The following is a 16,672-nucleotide window of genomic DNA, read 5'->3' as shown; positions in this document are numbered from 1 at the left end:
GTTCTCCTTTCGTGGGGGTAAGAAACAATTAGAGGGTGTGACGCACTTTGAGAGTGTATCGCTTGCACCAAAGCACCCGTTTAGATTGCCTGCCTTGATGATCGAACTCTGCACGAACCATGACACTGCACTCTTGTAGTAGAAGACAGGCGCATGGATCGATCCCTTCTCCGGCTCAGCAAAAAGACATGGAGAATTTCTGGAGCAGAGAGAGCCTCAGTCAACTTAGCTTTGCAAGCGATCGACGCAGTGAACGAGGAGAGGCTATGGGAGTGGAACCCTCTTTGAGGGCAACATCCTCACACAGTCTTCAAGCCTAATGCTTTAGCTCTTTGGAGGTGAGTCTGGGACAGGATCGTCCTAGCTTAATTTTCAGGATGCGCTGTGCGGCTGAAGGAATTCAGCACTTGACGGAGACCAAACCAGCGCTCAAATGACCACGACATCGCTACCAGGATCGTGATACCGGGATACTTGACGAACGCTGGTTCGTTTTTTTCAAAGACGGCATGTCCACCCAGTGCAAAGACTTGGGTTAGCACTAAGCAGACCAGCGTCACGCGCCAGTCAAAGAACAGAAAAACGATCGCTGCGATCGCCAAAAGATTGGTGAGATGGTGCAGCGCTTGATTGATCGGGTTCTGATGGCTTGCAATAAAATGTGCCTTTGCATCTTGGAAGTAGCTCAAAGCGCCTCCTCCGAGGTAGTTTGTAGTCGGGTTATGGAACGATACCACAGACAAATCCTGAGCGTGCGGGAGCGATCAAAAGTCTTTGGAATTGGGCACTACCACCAGCGCAACTCAGCATACCCCCGGATGGGTCGGCTCAGCTCCTCATCCGTCAGCCAATCTACGGGCTTGTAGGTGCCAAAAATGTGATCCCACCAGTCCACTGCCAACCCAAAGTTGTGGTGCCACATACCGTACTTGTGATGTACGTAGTGGACGGGCATCTTCATCCAGAAGCACCTGGTTGGGTTTTCATGCTGTAACTGATGGGCATAAGACGAAAAGGCAGCGAATGCAAGACCGCCGAAGCACCAGCCAAGCCCTGCTTCTAGCGAGTAAAAAAACAGCAACAACATGATGACAAACGTGCCCTTCACATAGTCAAGAAATTCCCATACAACGCCCTGTCCTTCGTTACGACGGTGATGATCACGGTGACGTTCGCCTAGTCGCTGTGACACATGCATCAAGCGATGCACCCAATATTCCACCAAACTGGCAAGTACAAAAGCGAACAGAAAACAGGTCACTCCTATAGCCATTTTTGTTAGATCGGGCATTTGCACTTTCTCACTCTTACCTTAGACTGAAGCGTACCGGATATTTTAAGATTTTGCTAGCTGATGGGATGCCACCTGGTTCTCCAGCCCAGCTCAATTAGCAAACTTTTGTAAACAAAAATTAAGTGCTATCATCTTCCCCATGTTTACTATTCTTGAGATTTTAGATCGTTGAGATTTTAGTATGCAACCGCAATATGGCTATTAGCCCATCAACGTATAGCGGTCGCTATGACGCTTAGGATACTGGAATCAAGGGATGTAGGGACGGTTCCCTTAGGCGGTTTCCCCCTGCACTCCATCCTAATCAATAGGACTATGGCTGTATTGAGACGAAGCAGTTTGACGAACGTTACAGTGGCGAGGCGACCTAGCGGGAGGAGAGAAGAATGGAACTGGCTACAACCTTAACCAGTCAGACCGTTCGGGCAGGTATACGGGAAGTTGGAATTAACCCAAATCACTGGTACGCAGTTGGTTGGGCTAAGCAACTACAACCTGGTCAGGTAACGAAGGTAACTGTTTGGCAGCAAGCGATCGCGCTCTACCGGGATACTGCGGGCACTCCACACGCACTCGCTGATGCCTGTCCGCACAAGGGCGTAGAGCTACATCGAGGCAAAGTGCATGGGCAGCACTTAGCCTGTCGGTATCACGGTTGGGAATTTGAGCCAAGCGGTCAATGTGTCCATGTTCCGTACCTGCCACCGAGTCAAAAGCTGCCTTGTGCTCAGGCACGAAGCTACCCCGTTCAGGAAAAATATGGTTTGCTTTGGGTCTTTCCAGGCGATCCAGCGATCGCAGCCGATCGTCAACTGCCGCTGATGCCAGAAGATTCGCAAGGGGGCTGGCTTAAAGTTCCCGTTACAGGTCATTTCAAGGCGCACTTCTCTATCTGCAATGAGAACTCAATGGATGTGTTTCACGGGTTTCTACACGAGAATTTGCAAGGCTGGTTCGATCCCCTTCTACTCAGCCTGCAAGAAACGGAGGATGCAGTCTGTGCTGAATATCAGGTATCTTACAAAGGACGGATGGCAAAATTTTTGGGGTTGAGTGAGCGAGCCGACCAGGCAACGACCTTACCGATCGCGGTGCAGTATCGCTATCCCCACTATCAGAGTAGCTTGCGAGGGGTTTCAGCACTGTACCTGATGCGGCTCCCCGTAAGCCCCGTTGAGAGCCGTTCATTTGCGCTCTTTTTCTTTAAAGTTCGCCTACCGCAACGCTTACTCAAACTGATTGAGCCGCTGCTTCAGCGACTATTAGAGCGCTTTGTTTTGATGCGTTTTTTGGCACAAGACATTGAAATGATGGAAAGCGAACAACGCCAATATCTTGCAGAACCAACGCGCCGTTGCGTTGAGATTAATCCTGCTATCATTGCTGTCCAGCGGCTGATTATACGACAGTATGAACGTTTTAAGCAGAGTTCTAGTCCAACTCAAATGAATGGGCACAAAGCGCCGAATCTAGCCGTCTATCGCTCTGTAGAAAGTCAAGCCTCTCTGCCTCACGAGCGGTGGCTGCCTGACCGTGCTGACTCTACATAAACATGGATGAACGTACGCATTTTAGGGCGCACAAATGGCTGTTATCGTGTCTGCGATCGAAGTGAGTTGGCATCACACTGCTCTATGAAATTAGTTGATACGGTTCAAACCGACAGAAGTGCAAAATTCTGTCGGGCTGGATAGCCAATAACTTGCTAGGCAAATATACTGTTGAGCGAGAGGCGATTCGGCTATCTACAAAAGGTGAGAGGAGTTTACTGTGCAAGTTGTCAAGGAGTACATCCAGCGTTGGTACGAAAGCGGGCTAGATCCCGACATCTACATTTGTCATAAGAAGCAAGGCAATGTCGTCGAGATTGAAGAGGAAGCGACTGGCAAACGCCGAACGGTTCTTACTTTCTGTACCAATGATGTGCTGGGATTAAACCAGGAAGAGGCTGTAAAACAGGCAGCGATCGACGCGATTTTGCAATACGGCACGTCCAATAGCTCGGTCTCGGCGCTGAGTGGTCGCATTGATTTGCACCGACAGTTAGAGCAAGAAATTTCGGCATTTAAAGACCTGCCACACACACAGCTCTTCTTAAATGCGTGGATGGCAATGCAGGCACTGATTGATGCCTTTTGCCACCTGGCGATTCCGGTGCCCAATTTTCAGCACTCTCGCGAAACGCTGATTTTGACCGATGTGCTCAATCATGGTTGCATTGTGTCAGCTCTGGCACACTCGGGCACGCGCTCTGGCAAACTCTTTGGTCACAATCCGCGAGTCCGTGTCCGTGCTTATCGTCATTGCGATACGGAAGATCTTGCTCGCAGGCTACAGCGCTATGCTCGCCCAGATGATCGCATTATGGTTATTTCTGATGCGGTCTTCTCAATGGATGGTGACATTGCTCCCTTACCAGGAATGCTTGATGTCATGAGCCACTACGAAGGTAGTGTGCTCGTGATGGATGAGGCACACGCTAGCGGCTCGATCGGTCCGACTGGTCGAGGTATTTACGAGCACTTCGGGCTGCGACCACAGCAGGCAATTGAACGGGGCGTTGTACCGCTGATTATGACAACGTTTTCTAAGTTTGCTGCGTCAGCCGGAGCCGCTATCAGTAGCCATGTAGCAGAACTCAAGCCCTTGTTAGATGTGTCGCCAACGTCGATCGGTACCATTTCTCTACCACCACCGACGACCGCTGCTGCGCTGGAGAGCATTCGTATCGTTCGGCGCGAACCGGAGCGCGTAAAGCAGCTTCAGGAAAACAATCGCTACTTGCGATCGCGCCTTGCAGCGAACGACTTTATGGCGATCGGTGAAACCAATGTCGTTCCTGTGATTTTGCCAGCCGAAATTAACCCCAAGATGTACGCTAGAGAACTGATGGCGTACGGCATTTGGGTTTCGCCGATTTGGTTCATCGCTAAGCCACGCATCCGTGTCACGGTTAACGCGCTCCATACCAAAGAGGAAATGGATCGTCTGGTTGCAACAATGGTGAAAGTGCGCGATTTAGTCTATGAACCAACGATTAGCGCTTGAGAAAGGTTGGAAGTTGTTGGTTGTTAGTTGCTAGAGCGAGAAGGACGTACTGCTGAGCAGACATAAGCTAATCTATCGGCTAAAAACTAACAACTAGCAACCGATTAACTCATAAGGTTGACCCAAGAAAAGTTAGCCTGCCCAAAGTGAATGCTAAAAGCAACCATCAGATTCTCTAGACATTCAACCAACCATTGTGTCTCGCCTCTAACTTTCGTCTCGTAATGCTTGAGCACGATCGCAAAGCGTTTGGCTAAATACGACTTCATGGCATCCTTTGCTTCTCGGCAAAGCAGCATGATTTTTAGCAGTAGACCGATCGTAAACGTTGCACCTAAGTTAGTTGTTAGGTCAACGAAAACGCCGTGATTGTTTGGCTGCTGCTTCGGGTTCGCAATTAAGCAATCGATCAACTGTCCACAGGTTTGCACGAGCAAGCCACTGTGCGGTCTGAGCGTATCGTTTTGCGGTAGCGTTGCGTCTAATTGATCGGCTAACCAACGGTTGAAATGGTGTTTACCATAATCTGGACAATTAGAATGGTCGATCGAAGCCGTCAAATAATCATACATCTGTCGTTTTACCGCTCGGTATGACGATGCCTGACGACTGGAACCAACAAATTGCTGAGCCAGTTCCTGATACGTCTTCGGTCCTTCTGCCTTCCCGGCAAATTTACGAATCGACGTTTCTAACTGCTGGTTACTCAGCAGAGTAGGATTGGTGATAGCAGGTGCTGTGTTCTGATGAGTAGACTGCGATCGACGCAACAATTGCATCGTGTATCGATGTAAGTCGTGATCAAATTGTTGCTCTTTCTTCGCTTGCAGTTGGCTCATTACTTGATGCCCTAAATCGCTACTATCCCAGCTCATTAGACAATGAGGGTAAAGGTAAGGATAGCGAGGCACTAAGCTTTTAATGGGTTGACTTTTGTCGTCTTCAACGGGAGGGGTTTCTTCTGCGGCTGCAACTCGATGCTTCAACGCTGTGTACTGCTCGCTGTGATTGAAGAGCTTCACTAATTCGCGTAAGCGCTGCGTTGCTTCAAAACTAGCAGATGTTGATGGCGCTGCTCGAAATAGCTCTACTAGCTCAAAGGCAGTTTCTTCACGCCCGATGTATGACCACCAGTAATTCATTAAAATGTAGCAACAGCGGTTAAGAATGAGATTGAATTCTTGCCCTGCCCATTTTGAAAGCACGATACGGTTGAGCGAAACCAAAATTTCAGGCTCAGGGTAATCTTTGCCTTCAATAAACAAGTAGTGAAGACGATCGAGCAATTGATGGGGGTGTTCTACTTTTCGCAGTCTGAGTAAATGGGTATAGAGAAGTTCTTTATCGCTTTGGAAATTTTGGTAGGAGTAGCCTGACATTAGAAAAGCCTTCCTTAGGGAGCACCCGTATGTAGAGTTTCAAACGAACCGATCGCAAGCGCTTGAGCAACAAAGATGTATACCTGACGCTGACAGGAACCTGACAGCCAGGTGGGGAAAACCGAACGATTGCTGGAATGTCTGTGATTGTACGGTAAGTCTATTCTACCAGGAACGATAATCAGGACACTTGATCAACTGACCACTGTCTTCAAGGCGCAATGCTCTGTATTACATCCGCCAAAAGCATGAAACTGCAACGATCGCCAGCAGTTACTTCAGTCCTCGATGCATCACATATTCGGTCATCAGTGTTTGTAGAGAATAGCCAGCGGCGCTCCCTTCAATCAGCGATCGACGGAACAGTGATTGCAAAACCTCCTGAACTTCTACAGTAGAGATCGGGTGCGTTACGAATTGGAGGATTTCGGTAATTGTCAGCGGTTCATGACGAGTGACCAAACACTCTACAATGTCGCGCTCTAAATCTGACAAACGATTAAATTGACGATCGAGCAGCGATCGAATGTCTTCAAACAATGCCGATCCTTGCTGCAACTGTTCCAAAAAGTGTTTGACATCGCCATCAAACACTTCACGGACATTGGTTGCGATCGCATTTAAAGCCGACGGATTGCCTTCGTAGCGCTGAATAATCAAACGCCAATCGCTATCGGCACAGGAGAAAGCCCCTTTAGCCGTCAAAAATTCTCGTGCCGCCAGTTCTCCTAACCCATCCAGCTTTAAGGCAAAGACACGCTGACTACCTTCCATATTGGCAACGTCTTTCGGTTTTTCCGCACTGGTGAACACAAAGCAACTCTGGTGCCCAGTTTGACCAATCGCCTTCAGCAGTTCGCCATAGTTTTCATAGCCGTCCCGATAAGACCCATTGTGCACCCCCCCTCTTAGCACTGATTCCAAGCCATCCAAAACAATCAAGCAGGGGCGGTTTCGCAGGTAATAAAGCAAACGGGCTAGATCCGTGCTGCTATCTTCGCCATCAGAGAGAAAGTGGCAAAGTTCAGCAGTCAGCGCTTGTAGAGAGGGTGAGCGCTCTAACGATCGCCAAATAAAGTAATCAAATTGGTCTCTCACCTCATGCACCAATTTTGCTGCCAGCGTTGTTTTACCAATGCCAGGTGACCCAAACAAAACAAGTAAGCGGCAACCATTGATCCTGACACGCTCTTCTAGCTGCTGAAGTTCTTTAATGCGCCCAAACACTGACGACACTGCTGGAATATCGCCCCAATCTTCTCGTTGCGGTTTACGCTCATCCCAGAATGGATTGGGTTCTGGTTCAGCCCGCAAGCCTGGTTCGGCTGGCGATTGCTCAGAAAGTACAGCTCTGCCGTTGGGTTCCAGGTGCGATCGCCGTTCTCTCATTCGCTCGATCGGTCCTTGCAGATTCCGTTTGCTGACTCGATCGCCCACAACGTCCGAAAGGAGTCGCCATAGTTCTGGTCCAACGTTTTGAATCAAGTGCTGATACGTACAGCGACTCGAACATTCCTGGTAGATCTTCTTAGAACTTTTGCCCTCCCATGCTCCCCTGAACATGACTCTTTGGAGATCATTGAGCCGTTTTTCCCGTTCTAAAAGTAGCTGCTCAACAAACTTGAGTGCTTCGTCAGCGTTCATGCCAAACCTAAAGTAGATGCCTGTGCTCTAGTGTAAGGCTGAACTATCCTGAACTATCCTGAACTTTACCCAATTTCAGGTATTTTCTTTCGTGAAAAAGTCTTGAGTTGCCTGAATTGGCAACCCCTTAGTCTTTTGTCATTCTGGATTCAAGGCAATTCAGGAGAACGTTGATGTCGAAACTAGCTAATCTTTTCCACACTGCTGCGTCAAGTCAACTCAACCCTGGTATTAACACAGCCATCGATCGGACTGTAAAGCCAGAAACATTAAAACCACGATTGGCGCGATCGCCCCTCATGCTACGTGTGGTCGCAACGCTTACCATGCTTTGTCTGGCAGAATCAGCCGTTGCCAAACCATTGCAACCAGGCACTTACTGGGGCGGTGGTTCCCGCTATATCACCATTATGCGGCAAGGGAGCGATCGTATGTGTTACATGGGATCGTCGCATCCCAACAAAGCGGTTGTTGCTTCCATTTTTCCAGTCCGCGAAAACCCGAAACTCTACTCAGTTTATGGCGTTGGCAGGATTGCCCTGCTTCAACAAGACGAGAAGACCTTGCTGTTTGGAGCGCTATCAGACAGGCGAACTGCACTCATGCGTGCATCAGCCTATCGCATGGAAGGCTCCAGGGCACTCACCGAAGAACTCAAACAATGCCTCAATGCCCGCAAACCGTTCTACAAGCAAATTGTCTCTTCTCGCTAAATCATTTCCATCACTTCTTCAGTCAACAATTCTGTCTAGAACACTTTCTCAAGGATGAATATATGCTTCAGGAAACTTCTCCAAAGCTAAGATTTTCCAAGCCTTTCGTCACACTTTTCAGCATTGCTACTTTTGGTTTGGGTTTTACAGCAGGATCTATACCAAGCTTTCTTCTTAAGAAAGAGCTTTCAGACGTAGAAAGGGTGCTTTGGGCAACGGTTGCTTCGTCAGCTACCATAATTGGCGCTTTATCAGGAACCCAAAGAATGGTTTCACAGGATATCGAAGACGCTGTGAGGGAGGCTTCAGAAAAAATTAAGGAAGAATCAAAGCGAGAGGCTGAGTCAGAAATTATTGGATCCTATGCGAAATTTGAGCGGGAAATTGAAAAAGTACTGGAGACGATAGAGTCGTCGAGCATTTCAGCCGATACGCGCGACAAGATCTTAGAGGAAGTTCGTCGAGGATTACTAGGCTTTCACGAGAGATATGTTGCTCTTATGAGACCTAGCCAAAAAGTTGCAAGCTTTTTAAGTGAAGAAAACAACCAGGCTTCCTTAATAAGTGATGCTATTGAAAAGGTCAAATCAAGTCACAGTCTTAGCGAAAAACACTTACCCTGTTTCACCGAAGACCTTAAAGAATGTATTCATTGGCTCCAATACTGCATCAAAGACTACAATCTTTACGAAGTAGAAACTGATAGGTATACCTCATCTGTGAAAAGTGGTATGACCGATGGAGCTAGTCTTTACACAACTGCACTAACGGTCTTTAAAGATCGAATGGAAGAAGTAGGAACTCCTGGCTACTCAGACTATGTCAGCCATCTGATTGACTACTTGATTCAAAAGATCTTTCCTCAACCCTAGCAGTCTATTTCATTTAGTAAGACAACATCTCAAGAATCAAGAGCATTTCGCTGCCGTGAATCAAGTAAGACTAGTTCTTATTGCGAGGAGGAAGCTGAGGATTGATTTTCTTGTAATTTCGCTTAGCTTCCTCCGCTCGCTTCTGAATAGTTTTCAGATCCCCCAAAGCTTTCTGGATCTCTGGAACATTTTTTAGATCATCACGACTCAGTCTACTTTCAAGTGAAGCCAGTATTCCTTCTAATTCCTCATAAAGACCTAAGAGAGGCTTCAGAGGTTCTTGTGGATCAGCCATTTAAATGCTCCATAGCTAAAAGGTGATTGATCAACTGACGATTGAATAAGCACAAAGCTTAGTCTAAATCTATCACAAGCCTTCTCGATTGAAATCATCTGAATTAACTCAACAACCAACTACTGCATCTAGGAGTGCCTAATATGCTCAATATGAGTATGAGTAATTCTCTCCGAATGAGATCGTCTTCTCAAATAGAGGTTACAGAGCACAATACGCCCAAGCGCGGTCTATGTGTTGCTTGCCACGCTAAGCGCGAAGGTGATGCTGTGGTAACTCGCACGATCGCACCTGGACAAACGGGACAAATTAAATTTCAAGGTTCCTGGTGGACAGCCCGCTGCCTTCAAGGAATCACGCTTATTCCTGGAATGATTGTACATGTGATTGGTCGCCAAACCATTACGCTGTATGTCGAACCTATGTTCTCAAAGCCTGTACAAGGAGACTAACACAATGGCGTTTGCTGTTGCAATCTTTACAAGTTTAGTCTTCCTGATCATTGTAGATTTTCTCTCTCAGATTAAGCTGCCGAAAACCCCAGAAGAAGAAATCGGTGAAGCTGTCACAAAATATCTCGCTGAAAACAGGAAGAAGCGAGAAGAGAAGAAGAAAGAAGAGAAAAAGAAAGACACATAAAAGCAAGAAGCTAAGGCTTGCAAACCAAGTAATCTTCAAAGCTAAAACTGCGACATTAGTTGCAATATGAATGCTCCATCCTGGAGCAACGGTTACGCGCGTCCATTAATCACTACTGCTACTACCATCCTATGCAAACAGTCAACTGTCCGCAAAAAATAGTGTTTTTTAACTCGCTCTCTCATGGCAATGTAGCAATACCGTCTACTCCTAAGTTGCCATCGCCAGAGGCATCAACCTCCTATCCAAATGTGTCAAGTCAGGTAACAGAATCATCGCGCTCTAACCGCATTCCTCAGATGCTATTCGGTACGATCGCGATCGTGGTTGGCATGACGGCAATTTCAGTAGTGACTTACGTGACGAGCAATTTCGTGATTGCCCAATTGGAGTCCCGACAACCATTGAATCAGCGACAAAGATTAGAGCCGAAGCAGCAGAAATTCGGTCAAAGCGAACCAACAGTTCTCAATGCTGATGTCAAGCCAGGCGTACAAGACCCTCTAGCAGACGCTCCGGCGAAAATGCACCTTGACCGTGCTGGACGATTCGCAGCGATCGGCAAATTCAAAGACGCGATCGCCTCAGCCAATAACATTCAACTCGATAGCCCTTCGTATGGCACGGCTCGACAATCGATCAACCAATGGTCTGATCAGCTACTGCAATCGGCTCAACGACTCTATGCCGTGAACAAACTAGCCGTGGCGCTTGACTATGCTAGAGCCGTTCCTGCGACTAGCGACGCGTTCCCAAACGCCCAGCAGTTGCTTCAGCAATGGGAAGAACAGCAGCAGATCGATGAGAGTAACAACCAAGAGCATTTGCAAATGGCGCAGCAAGCGTTAGAGCAAGAGGATGGCATCACTGCCGCACAAGAAGCTGGACAAATGACCAATGATCCTCGTTGGCAAGCTCAGAAAACAGCCATGATGCAAAGAGCCGAGTTATGGTCACGTGTGCAAAAAGCCAAGCAATTGATTGAACAGGGCGAACCAGAGAATGCCATTCATGAAGCAAGACGGTTGCCGATCGCACCTCCCTGGCTTGAGAAAAGAAATCGGCTGATTGAAGAAGCAAACCAACTCATCGCTGACGAAGAAGCAGACAGGAGAAGACGCGAAATCTGTCAGGATGTCACTGTTGGCTTGCTTAGCGAATGCCCTAATCCAGCGGATATTCTCGATTCCCTGAGCAACTTTCCCTCTGGTCTACGATCGTCCAAACTTCGCAGGCATTAATGAACGAAAAACTGTATAGTGCTCGATAAAAGGCTGCATGACCATTAAATTGAGCGTAGAGAGCAGACAATAATCGATGAATCCCTCTGGTAATGTAAACTTGTCATCGTCGTCAGGCAATCCGGCTGCGATCGTCGTTCAGATCATTCCTGTGACCACAGCGGCTGAACAGGAATGGTTTCTCGATGTTCCAGCGGTTGTCTATGCTAATGATCCAAACTGGGTGCCGCCTTTACGTAGCAGCATTGCCAAACAGCTTGCATCAACGAATCCATTTTTTCAGTATGGGCGGTTGCAACAGTTTATTGCAGTGAGGGGTGAGGAGGCAGAAGGCAGAAGGCAGCAAGGCAACCCCTCACCCCTCTCTCCTCACCCCTCACTTCTAGGACGGATTGTTGCGGCAGTGAACGATCGCCTCATCGATCGCGAAGGGCAGAAGGTAGGGCTATTTGGCTACTTTGAATGTGTGCCCGATTTTACGGTAGCAAAAGCGTTGCTGGATGCAGCATGTGATTGGTTGCGATCGCAGGGCATGACGACTGTGCGAGGACCGATCGACCTATTCACCAATAATAGATGCGCCTTCCTGGTTGACGGTTTCGACACACCACCCATGATTATGACTCCTTACAATCCGCCTTACTACCCGCAGTTTGTGGAGCAAGACGGCTGGCAAAAAGCGAAAGATTCTTACGCTTACAATTTTCCGTTAAACAAACCGCTCTCACCTGAATTTGAGAAGGGTTATAGAATTGCGCTGAAATCAGGTGTAACCTTTCGTCCGCTTAGAACAAAAGGAGAGGGATTTAGGCAAGATTGCGCTAGTCTTCATCGCCTTTTCAGTACCCTGTTCGCCAATAATTGGAGCGCAACACCTCATACAGAAGCAGAATTTTTAGAAGAAGCGCGTGATCTGCAAAGCTTAGTTGACCCAGATGTTTTTCCTGTTGCTGAATACAACGGTGAAATGATTGGCTTTTGGATGGGTCTGCCAGACTACAACATTGCGCTCAAGCATGTCAACGGTAAGCTTGATTGGCTTGGTATCCTCAAGTTTCTTTGGTATCGCCGTCAAATTGATCAAGGAAGAGTAATCGTTATATGTTCTCTCCCAGAATATCGCCGTAAAATGGTGCCTCTAGGACTAATTTATTTGGGTTTGCAGGGCGGCATTAAGAAGGGAAAACCTTATAAGCGGGCTGAACTAGGGCATGTTTACGAAGACAATTTTCCCTCTCGTAAACTTATCGAAGCTTCTGGCGGCACGATTTACAAAACCTACCGCATTTACGAGAAAAGCTTGAGCTAAGAAACTTGCTAATGATCCTCTAAGCGGCTATAAATGGGCTTTGGGATGGAGTATTGTAAATAGAATAACGATGAGCGCTATGACTCAGTCGAATGATTTACCAACTCGACTCGATCGCATTGAAGCTATCCTGGAACAATTAGTCGATCGCGCCAACGAAAATACGCAGCAATTAGCAACGACAATGCAGGCAATTGATCGATTGGCAAATGTGAAAATCGAAACGCTTCAGGCGATCGCGGCTTCACAACGCGACATCTCAGAAATGCAGTCAGAATTCAGAGGACTGCAAACCGAAAATTGCCGCATTCTCGACGTTTTACAAAATCGGAATAATGGCACTTAAGAGAAGCATTGTTCATTCAATTCACCGATCTTAACCACATGAAAGCATTCGTGACTGGGGCAAATGGATTTTCGGCATCGCATTTGATTCAAGCGTTGGAGCAGCGTGGCGATTCTATTGTGGGATTAGTGCGGAAATCCAGCAATCTTTCACGACTGAATGGATGCAATGTGGAGTTGGTCTATGGGGATTTGTGCGATGTTGATGTTTTGAAAACAGCTCTGACGGGTGTGGACATAGTTTTTCATGTGGCTGCTTATGTCGAACTGGGTATTGTCGATGCAGCAGAGATGGAGCGAGTCAATGTGGAAGGCACTCGTGCAGTGCTGGCGGCAGCTCAGGCAGCAGGCGTTTCCAAGATGGTGTATTGCAGCACGATCGGCATTTTTGGCGATACACAAGGACAAGTCATTGACGAAACCTTTGAACGCACGCAAGAAGATTTTTCGTCGGCATACGATCGCACCAAGTACGAGGCGCAACAACTGGTCGATCGGGCGGCTGCGGAAGGTTTTCATGTCGTCAGCGTCTTACCATCTGGCATTTTTGGTGCCGATGACCCGCATTTTGGTCCCGTAATGAAACAGTTTCTCAACGGTGGCTTGAAACTTTGGGCAGGCGGCGATCGCGTGACTGGCATCGTGCATGTAGACGATCTGGCAGCAGCAATGCTTTTAGCTGCTGCAAAGGGTCAGCGAGGAGAACGCTACATCATCTCGGCTGGTGATATGACGACCCGCGAAATGTTTGCGCTGTTAAGTAAAGAGTCTGGCGTTCCTGCTCCAGCCGAGACCCCGGAAGCGATCGTGCGACTGGTGGGCAATCTACTCGATCCGATCGGTCGTCTTTTCTCCTGGCAACCGCCCTTAAGCCGAGAGCGCGTCCATTACGTCTACGATCGCTGTGTCCGTGTAGATGGCAGCAAAGCCCGACGAGAGTTAGGTTGGGAGCCGCGATCGGTTGAAGAAACGATTCGGGCATTGGTGAGAGGGAAAGAATAAGGAATAGCAAGAACGAAGTTTGAGATTTGAGTAGCGCCTTGCCCTCTTGCTCATTGTTGTGCTTGCTCCGCATCATATCTGGCAATATGTCTGGCGATCGCTGCCTCATGACGTGGTTTTTGTTCAGGGACGGTTGCTGACTGCACCATACGCGCTCGGCTTGGAGAGCGATCGTCCACTGCCACCCCGATAAACGGTGATTAACTCGGCGCAAATGCTGACGGCAATTTCAGCGGGCGTGAGGGCACCGAGATCCAGACCGATCGGCGCATACACCGCTTCTAGCTGGGAAACCACCAAGGATGAATCCATCCCTGGAATGCCTTCTTCTCGCAGCGCTTGCAGCACGGTTTTGACTCGCTTTGCGCTGCCGATCATGCCGATGTAGCGAGGCGATCGCGGCAACAGCGCTCTCAATGCCGCCAAGTCATGCTGATAGCTGCGTGTCACCAGCGCAACACAAAGCTGCGGTCGATCATTCAATGCTGCAACGGCTGTATCAATCGGCTGCGCTAGAACAGTCGCATTGGGGAACCGCTGAACGTTAGCAAACTCTGGGCGATCGTCCTGCACGACGATATGGAAATCAAGCAGATATGCCATTTGCGCCAGAGGGATTGCGACATGACCTGCGCCGATGATGAGGAGGGTGGGGGGTGGGAGAAGGGGGAGGGTGAAGGAGGGGGTAGGGGGTGTGGGGTGTGGGGTGTGGGGTGTGAGCAGGTAGGGCGATCGATCGGCAGTGAAGGGGAGCACTAGAGAGCCGGATTGTCCAGTTTGCAGGAGGGCGATGATGTCGTGGGTGAGGGCGATTGCGGGTTCACCTTGCCATCGTTCTAGCCAAACCTGCATCATGCCGCCGCAAATGCCTTGCTTAAGCTGCTCTGGATTGCCTGAAAGGTCGATCGTGACTGCTTGCTTTTCACCTGTGACGCATACGTGTCTGGCTTGGTCAATCACGCTGGCTTCACCTGCCCCACCGCCGATCGTGCCAATAATCTCGCCATCCGCACAAACAATCATCATCGCGCCCACTTCTCTAGGCACCGATCCTTTGACCTCGACGACCGTTGCCAGCACAACCGAACCGTCCTGAAGCGCTATCGCAAGCTGTTGGTAGAAGTGGAGCATGGGCTATTTGAACGTGAGCGATCGTCCGTATTGTAGGAGAGGAACGATCGGGTTTCAGTATCCGTTGTGTGCAGCAGCAGGAAAGACCGCTAACGCTCAACCATGACTCATCAGCAGGACATACCAGGAATATCAGGTTATCCTTCTAAATTCATGAGGCTCATAGCTACACCTCTTTTGATGTCGTTAGAGCCTGTACATCTGGCTGGGATGGTGGCTGCTGAATCAATCTCATCAAGAGACGCAACCCTTCATTGACTGCACCAGCATCTGGAAACATGGCTGCGACATCAGGCTCTAGCTGAACCATAAGGGCGGTTTGCTTGCGTCCTTGACCACGGGCAACAACCGGAAGTTGAGTAAAGTCGTATTCAGGACGTAAATCGTCATCCATTTCAGAGATCTGACTCATAGGCTTTACGTTCCTTACGGGTAACTGGACGGGCATTAATGAGGCGTGTAATGCCTGCACGGTCAGTGTAAGCAACTACTAGCAATCGCCCTTTGGCTGATTCTCCCATGATAATGAAACGGCGCTTTTGCAGGGAGTGTACCTGATCGGCAAAGGTTAAAAATAGTGGATCATCAAAGACAGAAGTAGCTTCATCGAAAGAAACACCATGCTTGCTCAGGTTGCTTCTAGCTTTTTCTTTGTCCCAATCAAACAACATAGATTTGATAAACTACACGATCGCTTCACGCCCTTGATGAGGTTTACTAGAGAACGTTTCATCCTGATAAAGTACCGTTTCTGAAATCGGGGTCATCCCTTGATTTAGCCAAACAAGGGATGCCTTCGTTACAATCCCATTTTGAAGCGAGACCAGCGAGAAATTGCGGTGACAATCGGTGTCCGTCTTCACGATGCGGGGGACGTTGGCAGCGTTAAGGTAAATGGTGCCATCCCGATCGACGATCGAGACGCGCTGGTGCTGTTTGGTGTGGCGCAACTGATGGTGCATGTGCCCAAAGGTGACTAAGGGAATCGTTTTGCCTAACTTACGGGTTGCCTCGATCGCCTCCGCAAAATCTGGATCGCCATGATCGCCACCCGGAGGACTCCAATCTCTGCCACAGATATCTTCGGCGCGATCGCCCAACCCTTTAGGACCGCAGTGCCCCAGAAAAATCACGGTGTCGCAAGCACTACTACTGGCGGCTTCTACAATTCGTTCGGTGGATTCGGCAAAGCTGGTGATGCCGTAGCGCGATCGATAAAAACTATCCGTATTCTTCCATTCTGACCCGCCCCAGCTAAAGGGACGCGCCCCCACAACCGTTAGATTGAAGGCTGGGAAATCGAGTTTGCCGTAGCCAACGTGCGCCTCTCCCAGTAAATCCAACTGTTGCTGTACCCGGTCTTCCTGCGTGCGATCGTAGGGACATTTCTTAATGCCCCATTCTGTCGCGCTGTACCAGGCATCGTGATTGCCCAAAATCGCTGCTTTGGGAATATCTAGTGCCGCGATCGATCGCACAACGTTAACCGATTCGTTGCCAAAATCGCCGACCAGTAGCACCAGATCCACCCCTAAATGCTTGAGCGCGATCGCATCATCGGCATCCCAGCGATCGTGGACATCGCCAATCACGGCAATCGTTATCGTTGTTAGGGGTGCGATCGTTGGTGTTTTTTGCGTTGGTAGTTGTTGTACCTGTGAGGTTTGATCGTGTGGCGGCTCAGTCATGCGTATCCCCTTTCCTGTCTTCTCCAGCATAATGAGGTTTTGAGATGCCTGGGTTGAGCAACCGTAATCCTT

Annotated in this window: 19 protein-coding genes; 10 read left to right on the top strand and 9 right to left on the bottom strand. The window is 48.7% G+C overall.

The features are described 5' to 3' along the window. Positions 1 to 365 precede the first annotated feature (365 nt). Together AC5JO6_RS07710 and AC5JO6_RS07705 are read right to left on the bottom strand one after the other, a co-directional pair. Positions 366 to 689 (bottom strand): Mpo1-like protein, encoded by a 324-nt coding sequence (locus AC5JO6_RS07710; protein ID WP_496080474.1) that lies wholly within the window; start codon positions 687 to 689, stop codon positions 366 to 368. Positions 690 to 787: 98 nt separating this feature from the next. Beyond that, entirely contained in the window at positions 788 to 1,291 is a 504-nt protein-coding gene (locus AC5JO6_RS07705; RefSeq protein WP_496080473.1) for a sterol desaturase family protein, read from the bottom strand. A 389-nt stretch (positions 1,292 to 1,680) separates the two neighbouring features. Here AC5JO6_RS07705 and AC5JO6_RS07700 point away from each other — a divergent pair, with 389 nt between their 5' ends. Together AC5JO6_RS07700 and AC5JO6_RS07695 are read left to right on the top strand one after the other, a co-directional pair. Continuing rightward, on the top strand, positions 1,681 to 2,844 hold the full coding sequence (locus AC5JO6_RS07700; protein WP_496080472.1) for an aromatic ring-hydroxylating dioxygenase subunit alpha: 1,164 nt from the start codon (positions 1,681 to 1,683) through the stop codon (positions 2,842 to 2,844). Between the two features lie 220 nt (positions 2,845 to 3,064). Beyond that, the gene (locus AC5JO6_RS07695; protein WP_496080471.1) at positions 3,065 to 4,342 is read left to right on the top strand and encodes an aminotransferase class I/II-fold pyridoxal phosphate-dependent enzyme; all 1,278 of its coding nucleotides are present in this window, start codon (positions 3,065 to 3,067) and stop codon (positions 4,340 to 4,342) included. A 104-nt stretch (positions 4,343 to 4,446) separates the two neighbouring features. Here AC5JO6_RS07695 and AC5JO6_RS07690 read toward each other — a convergent pair whose 3' ends face one another. Together AC5JO6_RS07690 and AC5JO6_RS07685 are read right to left on the bottom strand one after the other, a co-directional pair. Continuing rightward, positions 4,447 to 5,721: a Sll1247 family protein gene (locus tag AC5JO6_RS07690; protein ID WP_496080470.1), complete on the bottom strand. Its 1,275-nt coding sequence runs from the start codon at positions 5,719 to 5,721 to the stop codon at positions 4,447 to 4,449. 273 nt (positions 5,722 to 5,994) lie between these two features. Then, entirely contained in the window at positions 5,995 to 7,365 is a 1,371-nt protein-coding gene (locus tag AC5JO6_RS07685; protein WP_496080469.1) for a helix-turn-helix domain-containing protein, read from the bottom strand. A gap of 173 nt (positions 7,366 to 7,538) precedes the next feature. Here AC5JO6_RS07685 and AC5JO6_RS07680 point away from each other — a divergent pair, with 173 nt between their 5' ends. Continuing rightward, positions 7,539 to 8,078 carry a hypothetical protein gene (locus AC5JO6_RS07680; RefSeq protein WP_496080468.1) on the top strand — a complete coding sequence of 180 codons (540 nt, stop codon included), beginning with the start codon at positions 7,539 to 7,541 and terminating at the stop codon, positions 8,076 to 8,078. Between the two features lie 62 nt (positions 8,079 to 8,140). Beyond that, positions 8,141 to 8,950 (top strand): hypothetical protein, encoded by an 810-nt coding sequence (locus AC5JO6_RS07675; RefSeq protein ID WP_496080467.1) that lies wholly within the window; start codon positions 8,141 to 8,143, stop codon positions 8,948 to 8,950. A gap of 70 nt (positions 8,951 to 9,020) precedes the next feature. Here the strand turns inward: AC5JO6_RS07675 and AC5JO6_RS07670 are convergent, their stop codons facing one another. Further along, on the bottom strand, positions 9,021 to 9,245 hold the full coding sequence (locus AC5JO6_RS07670; RefSeq protein ID WP_496080466.1) for a hypothetical protein: 225 nt from the start codon (positions 9,243 to 9,245) through the stop codon (positions 9,021 to 9,023). 176 nt (positions 9,246 to 9,421) lie between these two features. On the opposite strand from AC5JO6_RS07670, the gene AC5JO6_RS07665 reads away from it, so the two are divergent. The 6 genes from AC5JO6_RS07665 (at position 9,422) to AC5JO6_RS07640 (ending at position 13,781) form a co-directional block, all read left to right on the top strand. Next, positions 9,422 to 9,697: an NfeD family protein gene (locus AC5JO6_RS07665; RefSeq protein WP_496080465.1), complete on the top strand. Its 276-nt coding sequence runs from the start codon at positions 9,422 to 9,424 to the stop codon at positions 9,695 to 9,697. A 4-nt stretch (positions 9,698 to 9,701) separates the two neighbouring features. Continuing rightward, positions 9,702 to 9,884 (top strand): hypothetical protein, encoded by a 183-nt coding sequence (locus AC5JO6_RS07660; protein WP_496080464.1) that lies wholly within the window; start codon positions 9,702 to 9,704, stop codon positions 9,882 to 9,884. Between the two features lie 131 nt (positions 9,885 to 10,015). Beyond that, positions 10,016 to 11,125: a hypothetical protein gene (locus tag AC5JO6_RS07655; protein WP_496080463.1), complete on the top strand. Its 1,110-nt coding sequence runs from the start codon at positions 10,016 to 10,018 to the stop codon at positions 11,123 to 11,125. A gap of 100 nt (positions 11,126 to 11,225) precedes the next feature. Then, positions 11,226 to 12,434, top strand: a complete 1,209-nt coding sequence (locus tag AC5JO6_RS07650; RefSeq protein ID WP_496080462.1) for a hypothetical protein — start codon at positions 11,226 to 11,228, stop codon at positions 12,432 to 12,434. A 79-nt stretch (positions 12,435 to 12,513) separates the two neighbouring features. Beyond that, positions 12,514 to 12,780 (top strand): hypothetical protein, encoded by a 267-nt coding sequence (locus AC5JO6_RS07645; RefSeq protein ID WP_496080461.1) that lies wholly within the window; start codon positions 12,514 to 12,516, stop codon positions 12,778 to 12,780. A 38-nt stretch (positions 12,781 to 12,818) separates the two neighbouring features. Further along, on the top strand, positions 12,819 to 13,781 hold the full coding sequence (locus AC5JO6_RS07640) for an NAD-dependent epimerase/dehydratase family protein (RefSeq protein ID WP_496080460.1): 963 nt from the start codon (positions 12,819 to 12,821) through the stop codon (positions 13,779 to 13,781). A 123-nt stretch (positions 13,782 to 13,904) separates the two neighbouring features. On the opposite strand, the gene AC5JO6_RS07635 is transcribed toward AC5JO6_RS07640, so the two are convergent. From AC5JO6_RS07635 to AC5JO6_RS07620, 4 genes are all read right to left on the bottom strand, one after another. After that, a complete protein-coding gene (locus tag AC5JO6_RS07635; RefSeq protein ID WP_496080459.1) occupies positions 13,905 to 14,912 on the bottom strand; it encodes an XdhC family protein in 1,008 nt (335 codons plus the stop codon). A gap of 166 nt (positions 14,913 to 15,078) precedes the next feature. Beyond that, complete coding sequence (locus AC5JO6_RS07630; protein WP_496080458.1) at positions 15,079 to 15,324, bottom strand: hypothetical protein; 246 nt, start codon at positions 15,322 to 15,324, stop codon at positions 15,079 to 15,081. Beyond that, a complete protein-coding gene (locus AC5JO6_RS07625; protein WP_496080457.1) occupies positions 15,308 to 15,583 on the bottom strand; it encodes a BrnT family toxin in 276 nt (91 codons plus the stop codon). The genes AC5JO6_RS07630 and AC5JO6_RS07625 overlap by 17 nt, the downstream gene beginning before the upstream one ends. A 12-nt stretch (positions 15,584 to 15,595) precedes the next feature. Then, positions 15,596 to 16,600 carry a TIGR04168 family protein gene (locus AC5JO6_RS07620; RefSeq protein WP_496080456.1) on the bottom strand — a complete coding sequence of 335 codons (1,005 nt, stop codon included), beginning with the start codon at positions 16,598 to 16,600 and terminating at the stop codon, positions 15,596 to 15,598. Positions 16,601 to 16,672 lie beyond the last annotated feature (72 nt).

The sequence above is a fragment of the Tildeniella sp. genome (assembly GCF_059505325.1).
The sequence above is the reverse complement of the archived record's forward strand: the minus strand, read 5'-3'. Positions and strand labels throughout refer to the sequence as shown.

Bases quoted from the DNA above. Each gene is read 5' to 3' on its own strand.
- AC5JO6_RS07705 (WP_496080473.1), bottom strand. From the start codon at position 1,291: ATGCCCGATCTAACAAAAATGGCTATAGGAGTGACCTGTTTTCTGTTC.
- AC5JO6_RS07700 (WP_496080472.1), top strand. From the start codon at position 1,681: ATGGAACTGGCTACAACCTTAACCAGTCAGACCGTTCGGGCAGGTATA.
- AC5JO6_RS07690 (WP_496080470.1), bottom strand. From the start codon at position 5,721: ATGTCAGGCTACTCCTACCAAAATTTCCAAAGCGATAAAGAACTTCTC.
- AC5JO6_RS07685 (WP_496080469.1), bottom strand. From the start codon at position 7,365: ATGAACGCTGACGAAGCACTCAAGTTTGTTGAGCAGCTACTTTTAGAA.
- AC5JO6_RS07680 (WP_496080468.1), top strand. From the start codon at position 7,539: ATGTCGAAACTAGCTAATCTTTTCCACACTGCTGCGTCAAGTCAACTC.
- AC5JO6_RS07675 (WP_496080467.1), top strand. From the start codon at position 8,141: ATGCTTCAGGAAACTTCTCCAAAGCTAAGATTTTCCAAGCCTTTCGTC.
- AC5JO6_RS07670 (WP_496080466.1), bottom strand. From the start codon at position 9,245: ATGGCTGATCCACAAGAACCTCTGAAGCCTCTCTTAGGTCTTTATGAG.
- AC5JO6_RS07665 (WP_496080465.1), top strand. From the start codon at position 9,422: ATGAGATCGTCTTCTCAAATAGAGGTTACAGAGCACAATACGCCCAAG.
- AC5JO6_RS07660 (WP_496080464.1), top strand. From the start codon at position 9,702: ATGGCGTTTGCTGTTGCAATCTTTACAAGTTTAGTCTTCCTGATCATT.
- AC5JO6_RS07655 (WP_496080463.1), top strand. From the start codon at position 10,016: ATGCAAACAGTCAACTGTCCGCAAAAAATAGTGTTTTTTAACTCGCTC.
- AC5JO6_RS07645 (WP_496080461.1), top strand. From the start codon at position 12,514: ATGACTCAGTCGAATGATTTACCAACTCGACTCGATCGCATTGAAGCT.
- AC5JO6_RS07640 (WP_496080460.1), top strand. From the start codon at position 12,819: ATGAAAGCATTCGTGACTGGGGCAAATGGATTTTCGGCATCGCATTTG.
- AC5JO6_RS07635 (WP_496080459.1), bottom strand. From the start codon at position 14,912: ATGCTCCACTTCTACCAACAGCTTGCGATAGCGCTTCAGGACGGTTCG.
- AC5JO6_RS07630 (WP_496080458.1), bottom strand. From the start codon at position 15,324: ATGAGTCAGATCTCTGAAATGGATGACGATTTACGTCCTGAATACGAC.
- AC5JO6_RS07625 (WP_496080457.1), bottom strand. From the start codon at position 15,583: ATGTTGTTTGATTGGGACAAAGAAAAAGCTAGAAGCAACCTGAGCAAG.
- AC5JO6_RS07620 (WP_496080456.1), bottom strand. From the start codon at position 16,600: ATGACTGAGCCGCCACACGATCAAACCTCACAGGTACAACAACTACCA.